The organism is Muribaculum sp., assembly GCF_029051885.1.
Classification (GTDB): Bacteria; Bacteroidota; Bacteroidia; order Bacteroidales; family Muribaculaceae; genus Muribaculum.
The window spans coordinates 1-13,912 of the sequence record NZ_JAIDKI010000240.1; the positions used below are offsets into that span (position 1 = coordinate 1).

The following is a 13,912-nucleotide window of genomic DNA, read 5'->3' on the forward strand; positions in this document are numbered from 1 at the left end:
GGCGATTCATTTGTATCTATAACATTATTCCATCCGCTTAATTTTCAATTACTTCCGCGATTTTTACCGAATCATTGTAATAACATATCTGTGGAAATCAAGAAAAATAACAAAGGGCCAGTCATCGCGACTCGCCCTTTGTTATTAACCTTAAATCTAATACCATGAAAAACACAGTGCAAATATAGTAATTATACCTACAAAACACAGGGCATAGTGAATAGTTCACCACACAATCCGATTTAACATTCTTTAGCACTTGCAACAATTTTAATTCATTACCTTTGTAAAAACAAAATCGAAACCAGACACTCTCATGACAATAAAGATTCTTATCGTCGACGATGAAGAGCCCATCTGCGAAATCCTGAAATACAACCTTGAGCTTGAAGGTTACGAAGCCGACTACGCTTTGTCGGCCGAAGAAGCCATGAATCTTGACCTGTCAAGCTACGCCCTGTTTATCCTTGACATAATGATGGATCAGATATCGGGCTTCGACTTCGCCAAGCAGTTGCGCAACAATATCAAGACCGAGAACACCCCAATTATCTTCTGTTCGGCCCTCGACGGAGAGGACGACACCGTAATGGGCCTCAATATCGGAGGCGATGACTATATCACCAAGCCTTTCGTAATCAGCGAAGTGCTTGCCAGAGTGCGTGCCGTATTACGCCGCTCGCAGGCATCACAGCAGTATGCCTACAATATATCCCAGGCCCTTACCGAGCCCGATATCGTCTTCAAGACTCTACGCATCGACCGCAACGAAAAAGCATGTTACCTCGACGGACAGCCCGTGGCGCTCACAAAGACCGAATTTGAGATATTGCTCTTCTTCCTCACCCACCGCAACAGAATATACTCACGCGAGGAGATAATACGCGAGGTATGGCCCGACGATGTGGTAGTGAGCAACCGCACTATAGACACCAACATAACACGCCTGCGCAAGAAGATAGATCCCTATGGCAACTATATAATAACACGCCTGGGATTCGGATACGGCTTCAAAGAGACAATCTGATTAGCCTGAATATCCCGCAGATACCTCACCGACCTACATACACATGTCACTGATAAAAAAACACAAGCTCAACTATGGCTGGCGTCTGTTTCTGCCGCTCGTCGGCATGCTTTGGCTTGTAATCGTCGCAGTGGCCATATACCAGTATAAGAACGAGTCGAATCTGCGCGAGGAGATTGTCAACGACGAGATACGACTGCTCAACTCGCGCATAATCGCAGCCTACGAGCAGGATCTCGACCTGACGCCAGTAATACAGTTTGCGGCAAAATATTACGAAAACTCCGCGCTCAACGGTATCCGCATCTCAGTCTACGACATACATGGCAATCTGCTGTACTGCACCGGCACACCCATACCCTCGTCGGTCAACGGTAAGACACCGCCAGAACTCATCGCGGCCAACGAGACCGGCCACGGCACCTCGCTGCGCCGAAGCGACGTAGACCCGACACAGGCCTACTACTACTTCGGAGTGCGCACATCGGCCGACGGTAAGATTTACGTACACACGGCCATGCCATATACAAGTGCCCTGTCGCGCGAACTGTCGGTCGACAAAAGCATGTGGGTGCTGATACTCCTCATGGCAATAGGCACCACCATTTTCGCCTATTTCACTACGCGCATACTCAGCCGCAACGTAATCATACTCCACGACTTCGCCACCAAAGCAGCCGCCGGGGAACCGTTGCCTCGTATCGACAACTTCCCCCACAACGAACTCGGCGACATCTCACGACAGATATACAAACTGTATACCGAGAAGGATGCCGCAATCAACCGGTCGGAACGCGAACACTCCATAGCCATAAAGGCCACCGAGGACAAGATACACATGACCCGCGAGCTCTCCAACAATATCAACCATGAGCTGAAGACTCCGGTCGGAGTAATACGCGGATATCTCGACACCATAGCCACACATCCGGAAATGGCGCCGGAGATGAAACAGAAATTCATCGAAAACGCCCGCAACGCCATGGACCGACTGTGCAACCTGCTCAACGACCTCTCGTCAATAACCCGCCTGGAGGAGGGTGCCAACTCGATATCCAACGAAGCCGTCGACCTCAACGACCTGCTGTTCAATATCAGTACCGAGCTGGAGTCAATCAACATGACCAACAACATCCATTTCTCCTACGATATACCCGACGGCTGCATAGTGACAGGCAACTACAATCTCCTCTACGGAATGATGATGAATCTCATACGCAACGCCGACTTCCATTCCCGTGGCGAGAATTGCGGTGTCAGACTTCTCAGCCAGAACTCCAGGGAATATACTTTTGCATTCGCCGACGACGGTGTGGGCGTAGGCGAGCAGCATCTGAGCCACCTCTTCGACCGGTTCTACCGTATCGACAAGGGACGTTCACGAAAAGTCGGAGGCACAGGCCTCGGACTCCCTATCGTAAAAAATACAGTAACGGTATTCGGAGGCACGATATTCGCCCGCAACCGACAGCCTCATGGCCTGGAATTCGTATTTACCCTCATGAAAGCCCAACAGGAGGCATCGCCCGGGGCATAAATAAGGATGTCAAATCGGGCAAAAACAAATAAATAAACGTCTTTTTGCAATTTTATCAGCATTGACACCCCGGTGTAATCGGTTTGTCACATCGATATATTACCTTTGCTCCATCGTCAGACGACATAAAGATGTCAAACTGACTGAAAAAAGATATTATGCCAAAATAAGCATAGCTTGCAAAGAAATAGTAATTTTTGAATTATGATAGCAGGCCTTGTAAGACGCCTTTCCTGAAAGCGAGGCACCCGAATCCGGGCATAGGTTAGGGAAATATAGCGGACAAGTCGAGACGACCCCCACCTCCCACTGCCATCCAAATAATAGATACATTAGAGCAAGATTGAGCCACCTCACCACAAGGTGGCTTTCTTGTATATATACACCTGTACAATGCGCAAGATACGGACTTACGGCTTACGTTCAGTTATACCGAAATAGGATTGACAGAAACCGGCGCCGTATGGATGGCTAATGCCCATACGACGCCGATTACTTCTCATACCTTAGAAAATTAACCAAAAACCAATCTTTTAACCCTATCCGACACGCATGCTCCTCCCGAAGAGTGCGGCGGCATGATTATTGGAATGTCTGTCATACCTTATCAATGTCTGAAGACCCTCTGAGAGTCTCCCGACCAGAACCTACTGTCATCGCGACATCAAGCTCCGCATAAGTGAATAAATAAGCAGTTATAATTGATGTGAGTGGTTGATGAATACTTATTTTTCTTTTCTCTGTCGCAAAGTTAAGCCCACCCGCTTAACACTCCGGTTACATATCGCTAACTCCACAATAAAAAACAGCTACAACGCCTCCCGACATCCGCGCCACAGCCATAAGCGCCTGTATTTCAACACCTTTATCATTTTATGTTTTAAAACACAATTTCAAGTTTTAATTACAAATTAATTTTAAATGTAATTGAAAGAATCGTGAGTTTCCACATATAGCTAAAGTATGGCCCAAAATTTAGCGATTATTTATTTCTTTGAATGAAGTCAATTTATTAATTTTGTATCATTAACATTTTGTTTCGAAACAGAATACCATAGAAATATGATGCCGATATGTACATTAGCGATGCTGTGCGTCATCGATGATATCGGTATCAACCATGAACAGGCCTCTGAATCCACTTCATGCCCCGCATATGTGCAATAAGAAACCGTTATGATTGATGTGGCATAAACTGACAAAATTGCTAAGTCTGATAATAATGCTCATTATGGGCACTGCCGTAAACGCTATGAACTACGGCCTGAAGTTCAACTCCAACGACTCTCCCGTCGCTGAGCGTACATCATTGACTCTTAACAACGGCAAACCGCTGCCGGTATACCAGCGATTCACACTCTCGTTTGAGATTGAGACACGCCCCGAGATGTCGATGTTCGGATGTGTGGTAGGCCTTACAGGAAATGACGGCACCGACATATCGGTGGTCTACTCGCCCGAAGGGAGTCTCTTCTACCCTACCCTTGTTGTAAATGACAGGATATTTCCATGTGTCAACCCGGTAAGCACATCGCCGGTTGAGGCACAACTTCTTATCGACAAAAAAGACGGCCTGTTGCGCCTTATCTATTCCACCGACACCGTAGCGGCAAAGCTCGACATGAAGACTCTCAGCGAGGTGACAATCACATTCGGCGCCCGGGTGGAATACGAGACTCCGCCAATCAATGTAGCCAACATCAGGATTCACGACGGCGACCGCCTGCGCTATCACTGGGAGCTTTCCCACCACGACGACAAAATCTGCTACGACCAGATAAGCCGGATACCGGCAAAGGCCGACAATCCCCACTGGATGCTCGACGACCACAAGATAACGCGCCGTGTCTACTCCTTGAAGACTCCCGACAAGATACAGACAGCATTCGATCCGCTCACAGCATCGCTATTCATCGTCAGCGACAGTGTGGTTAACATCGTGAATCTGTCTGACAGCACCTCGCGCACAATCCCCGTAAAAGGCGGCTACCGCGAGATGACCATGTCAAACAATCTCGTCTACCGTCCATCGACAGGCGAGTTGGTGTCGTTTGACCTCAACCGCGGCACAATCACCACGTTCGATTTCTCGACAGCCATGTGGTCCAATCCGGAATCGCACTCCGAACTTGAGCCTGTACATGCCAACCATTCCTGGGCCCTACAGGGCGATTCGGTCTACTACTCATTTGGCGGATACGGATTCTTCCGATTCTCCAACGATATGTACCGCCTGGACCTCAACAGCAACACGATGGAGCAGATACAGCTGCGTCCGCGTCCTGCACCACGCAACGGTGCAGCATCGGCCATCGTAGGCGACAAACTCTACATATTCGGCGGTAAAGGCAATGAGACCGGCCGCCAGGAGCTCCCCACCCGCTATTACTACGACCTCTACGAGTACGACCTCGCAACCATGCAGGGGCGCAAGGTGTGGGAGATGGACACCGTGAGCAGCATCTTCCTCAACGCCTCGACAATGTACTACGACGAGGAGACAAGGAGCTTTCTTGTGGCCACAACCCAGTTCGGGCGCAGTGTGGCGCGCATATATCTCGACCGTCCGGCCTACAGCACAGTCGTGAAGCCGCTGCATCTCGACATGGGCTACCGCGACTGTGTCTACGATTTCTTCTACGCGCCGGAATCGCGCACATACTATCTGCTTGTCGACCGCCTGCTCACCGACAAGACCCACGACCTGAATGTATACGCCGTAGAGGGCCCGCTCGCTCTCGACAACAACACCGGACAGCACTTCGACACCCGCGCAGGCTCCCGTACGTGGCTGTGGTGGATTATCGGCGGCATAGCCATTCTTGGCGCCGGTGGTGGTGCCGCAGTTGCATTGCGCCGTCGCCGCAAACGGCCGACAGAGACTCATACATCTATGGATGATTATATGTTGTGTGGCGCCGCCACACAACATAATCGGGCTGCGCAGCCCGATGCCGGTGAACCCGAACCAAACGTTTGCGACGTCACCGTACCAGACTCCACAACAGAGCCACTACAGCCCTCTAATACCGACCCGGTCGACACAATAACCGAGCCTATCGCCGACACCACCGATGCCGAGGCCTACGACGAGGAGGCTCTGTCGGAGCTGACGACAAAGGCCGACATACCGGCCTACTACGACCGCTCGAAGAATACCATATCGCTGCTTGGCAACTTCAATGTCACCGACCGCGAGGGCAAAAACATAACCACCTCATTCTCCTCGCGCACAAAAAAACTGCTCCTGCTTCTGCTGCTTGTCAACAAGAAGAGCAAAAACGGTGTGCCGATGCACCTTATCGACGAAACGATATGGGGCGACAAAGACGAAGTGTCGGCGCGCAACAACCGCAATGTGTACATGCGACGCCTGCGACTGCTCCTTGAGAAAGTCGGCGACATCACCATCACATTCGACAACGGCTACTTCAAGCTCGATGCCGGCGATGTGTTTATCGACTATTACGAGGCAATCGAGCGCATGCAGCAGCTCGACCAGCCGGGCGGAGATGAAGAGACCATCGAGCGCACACTCGAACTGCTTTTGTACGGCCCGCTGCTACCCAACACTGTGTATGAATGGCTCGACCAGTACAAGGGCGACTACTCCCACCGCTGTCTGGTATGCCTCAACCAGCTGCTTGCCGATAAGGCAGGTAATGCCGACGATTCGGATACGGCCTACCGTATCGCACAGACTATTATGAGACACGACACTCTCTCAGAGGAAGCTCTGCGTGTACAGTGCAGCATACTCCACCGCCGCCATATGACGGGTCTGGCCAAGGCGCTTTACAACAATTTCTGCAAGGAGTACCGCCTGGTGATGGGCGACGATTTCGCCACTTCATTCCAAAGCCTCATCGACTGATTCTCACCCTTATTATACGAGAGGAGGGTGCCATGTGCGGCACCCTCCTCTCGTATAGTAAGGGATTTATAAGTAAGTCGGCTCCATACATCGAGCGCGCAATCAGAACGGATATCCGATGGCAAGGTGGAAGGCAAGACTGTTGCCGAAGCTCTTCATATTGTAATATCCGCCATAGCCGGTATAGTAAGGAGCATGTATGCCGATGCCGAGGTCGCCTCGTATTACCATCATGCCGATATCAAACCGCAGCCCGACACCGGTGCCTAATGCCACCTCCTTCCAGAATGTCGATGCCTCGAGTTTTCCGCCGGGGCGCTGAGGGTCGTCCTTGAGCAGCCACACATTGCCGGCGTCGACAAACAGGGCTCCATGGAGCGGACCATAAATCGGGAAGCGGTATTCGACATTGAACTCCAGCTTGAAGGTACCGGTCTGGTCGAAGTTGGAGTTGACCGAACCCTCCTCGGGATGGTATGAGCCGGGGCCTATGCTGCGTACGGTAAACGCACGTATGGAGTTGGCGCCGCCTACATAGAACTGCTCGCTGTAGGGCACCTCCTTGCCGTTGCCATAGGCGTGGGCGGCCCCCACAAGGAAACGCGACACGAGCCAGCTGTCGCCGGTGCCGATGCGTCGGCTGTATACCACCTGGGCGGTACCTTTCACAAACTGGGAGAAAGGCATACCGAAAAGTTTCTTCTCGCCTTTTACGCCCGCCGCACGCCACAGTAGCCAGGAGATATTGCCGGCCTCCTGGAATGTGGTGTTGACGCTTATCACATTGTCGCGGTCCATGGGATGCTCGTAGTTCATGCTCCATAGCATCTGGGGGATGAACTGGTCGCGGAAGCTCAGAGCCACGGCACGGTTGCGCGCCATTATGGAGTCGAACACCGAGGTGGTATGCATCAGCTTGACATAAGTAAGTTTGAGCGGGGTAAACGAGTAGGAGAAGTACTTGCGGGTCTGCCAGTCGTAGGTCATCGAGGCTGTAAACTGAGCCATGTTGAAGTAGTGCGGACGGTTGAGCAGGTCGGCGTTGAGTTGAAACCGTGTCCAGTTGATATTCTTGCGCGACAGTCTTACGAAGTGCGGCATGAGCAGGCGCGGTATGGCCAGCGAGGTGTTGATACCTATCTCGTAGCTGTTGAACATCGAACTGCGGTCGTGGCCTGTCTGCCACTCGTAGCTGCCGGTGAGGCCCACTCTGAGCTGTTCGCCGCCGCCCCACAGATTGCGGTTGGTGACAGAGAATGTGGCTCCCGGGCCGATATAGCTGTTCGACTTGGAGGAGACATTAGCTTCTATGCTGGCTTCGAGTGGAGCGTCAAACGTACAGTCGATTGCCACATCGAGCGTAGGCTCGGCGGCTGTGGTGTCGGGAAATGCCTCTATGTTTATACTGTTGAATATGCCCAGGCGCGACAGATAGGTCTGCGTGCTGTTCATGTCGCGCACGGAGAATGTGCGCCCTTTTCGGAATGTGACACACTCCGGTATGAGGGCATGGCGCAGCTTGGAGGGCATCATCTGTATTATCGTGGCTCGGCGTGTGGGTATGGTGTCGGGCGTGCCTCCCCCTTCGTTGCGGTTGACGTAGACCGTGACATTGCCGGTAGTGAAACGCTTGAGGGCGAATTTCGGAACATTGCGCGCGATAGTCATACGCAGGGCAATACGCTGCGCCTCTATGGTACTGTCGGCGAGATACTCTATGTATTCGGGCCGGAAGAAATAGTACCCCGAATTGCGCAGGGCATTGGCTATTCGTATGCGTTCGGCCGATAGTGAGTCGGTCGAATAGCGCTGTCCGGCCACCATGTATGTGCTGCGGCGTGCCAGGGAGTCGATTTTGTGGCACAGTAGCGTAGAGTCGGGGAGCAGTTCGATGGTGTCGAGCAGATATGCGGGGCCGGTATTTACGTTGTAGAGTATCTTGGCCTTGCGGCTGTTGCGCTTGGAGGGGATAAGCTCGTAGGAGGCGGTGCCCTGGAAATATCCAGAGTTGTCGAGCACCGATTCGATCATGGTGGTGCGCAGATTTGGGCGCACGTCGCTCACCGTCACGGGCTCCTGCACGAGCTTGCGGTACATCCACCCCTTCAGTCCGTGGCTGTCGGGATTCCAGTTGTTGTAAACCCACAGCCCCACGGGGATGGGCACCGGAAATCCCATTACCTTAAACTGGTTGGGCTTCACGTCAACGGCAGTCTTTACCTTGTCGGCCACTCCGCCGGGCACCTTCGCGCCGTCGGGAGCCGATATTTCCACCTTCTTGACTCCGGTGTACAGGGTCTCCCCCTTTGGCAGGCGCCGTGTGGTGGAACATGACGACAGCGCCGCGGCTACAGCCAATACGAGCATGACCACCGGCATGCGCCACCGGCATGCGAGGGATATAGCGTGGTTATTGTTGTTTCTTCTGGTCATCGGTTGAGGGTGTTGCTGTGGGTTGTGTTGTGATGGCGGGAGTGTCGGCGGGCTGAGGGTCGGGCTTGCTACGGCGGAATGGGAAGAGGTCGCGCAGTGAGCGCAGCTTGCGCTTGTACACGAAGCCCACGCCGGTCTGTGTCACCTCGCCCTCGAGTATATCCTCGTATCCTACGTGGCGGAACAGTCGCAGATACATCGTGCCGGTACGGTTGAGCATATACTCGAAGGATATGTCGTTGATGAGATTCTGCGAGAAGTTCTCGTCGGTGTCGGCGTCGGTGGAGTAGTTGCCGCCTACCACTATCTTGACTCTGTCGTTGAATAGCGTCTTGCTCACCTTGTAGCTGTAGCTTGTGGTGGTCGATGTGGCTCCGTCGAGAGTGCGGTCATACTGGTCGATGCCGAATGATATGTCGACGCCGTGGATTGTATTGGCCGCCCATGTGTTGAGCCTTGCCGTCAGGAATGAGAAGAGCGGGTTGCCTCCGAGGTTGGAGTTGGCCTTTGTGCCAGGACCGGTGTACACATTGTACAGGAGCATGTTCATTGCCTGGTTGGCACGCTGGCTCTGGCTCATCGACTGTAGCTCGTTGGATATGGTGATATCGTCGTCGGTCGACAGGTCAAACGCCACGTCCATGTCCTCGAGGGTGCCGGTGACACCGAGCGACACTATGAAGTTGACCAGACGGGAGTTCTGTCCCTCCTCAGTCACGTTGGCTTTCACCACATCGTCGGCATGGATATTGAGTATGGGATTCATCATGTCGCCGTTGAAGGCCACATAGCTGCCGCTGCGGAAGTCAAACAGTTTCTCGGTCATCAGCGGAGGAGTGTATCTCACAAATCCCTTCTCGATGGTATACCGTCCGGATAGACGCATGTCGCTGAATGGGTTCATGTTGAAGTTGAGCGTACCCGAGCCTTGTATCTGGGCGCGGTTGGCACCGTCGGGCGATATGTCGACACCTATGGTTGTGCCGTCGTCAATCACGAGCTTCGCCTCGAGCAGCATTGACATGCCTGTGTTGGCGATGGTATCGGCCATGGCCACGGCGGCTGTGTCGCTGAACTGCACAAATCTCACCATATCGTCGTCGGTGGGACCGAGGGCCGACATGTCGTTGCCGGCAATGCCCATCACGTAGGTCACATTGCTGCCGGGCAGGAGAGTTAGCGTGGTGTTGACGCGCATTATGTCGAGATTGCCCCTCACGCGGGCGTCGACATCGACAAACGCCTTGCCGTATACGTCGCTGCCCGAGGAGCGCTGCGAGGCTATGGCCTGCATGTTGCGTGCGTTGAGCGTCAGGTCTATTGCAGGAGAGGTGAGCGAGCGCATGTCGACGGTGCCGTCGACGTAGAGCGGATTGTCGTTCTTCCCCTTTATGGCGTAATGGTCAAATCTCACCACATTGCTGTCGACGGGTATCTTCTCCTCGGAGAATGTAAACTCGGTGCCTATCATGTCGACCATCACGGCGGTGGAGTCAAAGTCGAGGTATCCGTCAAACACCGGCTCAGTAAGTGTGCCGGTAATACTCATCGTGCCGTTGAGAGTGCCTCTTATCGAGGCCATGTCGGGCGGGAGGAATGGATTGACTATGCGCAGAGGCAGATGTATCATCGAGAAGTCGAGGTCGAAGGGGTTGAGGCGTGTGCTGTCATTGAGGGCGCCTACCGCAGTGATTACCTTCACGCTGTCAATCATCAGCGACGTGGAGGCATGGATTACGCCTGCGGTATTGGTGGTGACTCCGACATCGAAGAGGAATGAGCCCACAGGCTCTCCGCCATAGGAAAGCGAGTCGAGCGACACATTGCCCTGCCCTGTGAGTGAGCGCGATGCGGCGTCCCAGTCGATGGCGATGTCGGCTCCGGCCACACCTTTTACCGGCGGGGCGAACGGTGAGAGCGACAGCCAGTCGGCAAGCTCTATGCCTGAGGCGCTGAGTATCACCTTCTCCTGCTCATGACCCGAGGCGAGGGAGTCGTGGCGGGTGAATATATTGAGGTGGCTGCCTGAGGCTCCGGATAGACGGAGGTCGGCGTCGAGATGCTTCTGCGGGAAGTTGAATGTAATGAAGTTGTCGTTATTGAGAGTCCAGTCCTTGTAGCCGATTACCGGGTTGAGCGGTGTGAGGCGCAGGGTCATGGTAGTGTCGGTCTGTGAGACTGTGGCTCCGAGCTTGAATCCTGTCTTACCCTGTATATTCTTCTGGTCGAAGAAAGCCGACAGGCCGTTGTAGCCGATATAGCCCGAGAGGTCGACATGGGCGAAGTCGTCAAACGTGCCGGGACGGTTGTTCATGGCCGCGCGGTATATGAGAAACTCGCCGTGCTGCATTGCGCTCAACGATACCGTGTCGATACGTGTGCTTCCGGCCGATATTCCCGTGGCAGCGGCGCTGAGGGTGATTATCGAGTCGTTGGCCATGGCGAGCGACAGATTGCGGATATCGGTGTCGGATGATTTGAGTACGTTTGTCAGCAGATTCTCACCGGCTCCTGCGCTGACATCGAGTCTGAACGGCGGGAGCGCCCTCTGGAGCGTATCGACAGCGATGCGGCGCGATGTCATCATCGACGATGCGAGAGTGGCGGCGTCCGACAGGCGTGCTATGAGCGAGTCGAGTGCGCAGCGTGCGGCGACATCGGCCTTTAGATCCATGTTGGTGAGCGACATCACCGTAGTCGAGTCGTCAGCTTTGAGCAATAGGTCGATGGCGGGAGTGTACAGGTCGAGGCCCGGCATTGTCCATGACAGACCGCTCACACTCATTGTGGCATCGTATATGGCGCTGTCAGGCACTATTCGGGCGGTGCCGTCGAGGCCGAATGTGCCGCGACACTCGTCGGGGGTCATCCCAAGAGCCTTGAGGTCGAGATTGTGTACGTCGCCCTCGAAGTCCACATCGTACACACCGCCGGCCACTGTGCCAGAGAGGTCGAGATCGAAGGCGGCGTCGTGGTTGAGCGACAGCAGACCGCCCTTCACCTCACCGTCGGCGAGCGAAGCCCATGCCTTTAGGTCGGTATATGTCTTCTTGTTGAACACGACTGAGGTCACATCGGCGTCGGCCTTCAGGCGTGTGCGTGTTGAGGTGATGTCAAGTCCGTGGCCTTCGGCCGACAGCGACGCGGTGACGTCGCCTATGCCGAGCGACGGCATTATCGAGGCTACAGGGAAGCGGTCGAGCGACAGAGCCACATCGTAGTCGGTGGCTCGTCCGTTCCACATGGCTTTGAGCAGCATGTCGCCTGTGCGGTCGACCGTAGCCGCCAGGTCGCCGCTGATTACCCCGCGCTTCATGTCGACAGAGCCGTCGAGACTCAGCGGCGGTATGTTTACCTCCTTGGCCAGGGCCGGGGTAAGGGCTATGTTGCGGGCAAACTGCACGTTGGGTAGCGAGCCGTCGATGTCGACATGGCCCGAGAGGTTGTCGGGATTCATGGCGTCGGCCACATGGCCCGAAGCCTCTACGATGAAATAGTCGCGCATGGCGGCTGACAGACGGTCGACCGAGAGGCGTCCAACAGTACCGTCCATGTCGGCCTCAAGCTCTATGTCGCGCGACTGCGGCAGCGCGTCGAGCATAGCGCGCATGACGGGGAAAGCCATCGCGAGGTCAGGCAGTCCGATGGCTGCTTTAGCGCGCAGACTGAGCGGCAACGATGGGTCAGAAGCAAGGTCACCCATCCCCATCATGGCGTCGAAACCGAGCGAAGAGTAGATAGTCGACAGAGAGAATCCCGAGGCACGCATGGCGGTCGAGTCCATGGCGAATGTGCCCGAGGCATCGAGCTTCAGCCCGCAGCGCTCGGTGGCGCTTAGGCGTCGCAGGGGCACCGTAATGGCTGCTCCACGGTTGTAGAGCGAATCGACGCGCAGATCTACGTCGGATACGGCGATATAGTTCATGTCGAGTCCGGGAGCGGGCACGGCGCCACGCATGGCGTAGAGAGCGTCGTGCGCGGTGAGGCGCAGGGAGTCGCCGGTGATGGTCCACATCAGAGAGTCGGACGCGGAGGCGGAATCGGAGTCGACGATGGTAGAGTCGGCGGGATGGGCTGCAATGTATTCAGCCGACGGCGTGAGATATGTGGCGCTCACGGAGTCGATGCTCAGCGAGCGGGCATTGATGGTGCGGGAGAGCATGTCAAGATGTCCGTCGGCCAGTGTGGCCACAGGCACCGTCACATCGAGACTGTCGATTACGGGGAGCATCGCCATACGGTAGCGCACATTGCGCAGCGACAGCAGTGAGGCGTCGATGGTCAGCGCTGTGGCGGCTGCGGTGTCGGGGGGAGTGGCCGTGGTGTCAGGACTGTTGAACAGGAGCAGCACGTCGGCTCCGTCGAGCTCGGCGCGGCTGATGGAGATATGTCCGTTGCGAAGGTTGTAGCCCGAGGGGAGTAGCCGGAAACGGTCGACTACAGCCTGGAGATACATGGCGGAGTCGGGAGTGCCGAGACGGTAGCGTATGCCGTCGAGGTCGCCCTCGGCCCTTATGTCAAGTCCAAGCAGCGGGAGAGGCTCTACCTCCATGCGGGCATCGCGGGCCACGACCATGGTATCGCCGGGCGACGCCACAATCATCACTCCCGAGGCTGTGACCCTCAGCGGCCACTGAAGCCGCAGCCTGTCGGCTGTAATCTCCATGCCTGTCATACCGGATACCTTGCGTAGCGCAAACGGGAACACGGCATCCTGAATAAAAGGCACATACAGCAGCAGCGGTAACGCCAGTACGACGACCACCACCCACATAAGCGTCTTGAGAACACGACGCAGCACCGTATTTTTTATCCAATGATGTCCCACAAATAAATAGTCTTTTGCTATTTAAAACATAAAATTACACTAAATGTTTTACCCTGCAAAAAACTCACCCGGGACATTAGCTGCCTCTACCTCCTACAACATGCATTAACCGGAAGTAAAAACATGTATTTACCTCTTAGACCCCGTTCCCCAATATTTGTTAACGCTGGGGTCGCATATCTCTGAGTGATTTTTGTCTTGTGATGATGGAGC

General features: G+C 54.4%; 5 protein-coding genes. 3 read left to right on the plus strand and 2 right to left on the minus strand.

Annotated elements, in window-relative coordinates; translation table 11 throughout:
- Positions 1-316 precede the first annotated feature (316 nt).
- The 3 genes from phoB to K2I50_RS09860 all read left to right on the plus strand — a co-directional run bounded on the left by phoB (position 317) and on the right by K2I50_RS09860 (position 6,438).
- Positions 317-1,027 carry a two-component system response regulator PhoB gene (phoB, locus tag K2I50_RS09850; protein ID WP_301026156.1) on the plus strand — a complete coding sequence of 237 codons (711 nt, stop codon included), beginning with the start codon at positions 317-319 and terminating at the stop codon, positions 1,025-1,027.
- A gap of 43 nt (positions 1,028-1,070) precedes the next feature.
- The gene (locus tag K2I50_RS09855; protein ID WP_301026158.1) at positions 1,071-2,564 is read left to right on the plus strand and encodes a sensor histidine kinase; all 1,494 of its coding nucleotides are present in this window, start codon (positions 1,071-1,073) and stop codon (positions 2,562-2,564) included.
- Between the two features lie 1,231 nt (positions 2,565-3,795).
- Positions 3,796-6,438, plus strand: coding sequence for a Kelch repeat-containing protein (locus K2I50_RS09860; protein WP_301026159.1), 2,643 nt, complete (start codon positions 3,796-3,798; stop codon positions 6,436-6,438).
- Between the two features lie 102 nt (positions 6,439-6,540).
- On the opposite strand, the gene tamL is transcribed toward K2I50_RS09860, so the two are convergent.
- Both tamL and K2I50_RS09870 read right to left on the minus strand, forming a co-directional pair.
- Complete coding sequence (gene tamL, locus K2I50_RS09865; RefSeq protein WP_301026161.1) at positions 6,541-8,871, minus strand: translocation and assembly module lipoprotein TamL; 2,331 nt, start codon at positions 8,869-8,871, stop codon at positions 6,541-6,543.
- Positions 8,849-13,699, minus strand: a complete 4,851-nt coding sequence (locus tag K2I50_RS09870) for a translocation/assembly module TamB domain-containing protein (RefSeq protein WP_301026163.1) — start codon at positions 13,697-13,699, stop codon at positions 8,849-8,851. Before K2I50_RS09870 ends, tamL begins: the two co-directional genes overlap by 23 nt.
- Between the last annotated feature and the right edge of the window lie 213 nt (positions 13,700-13,912).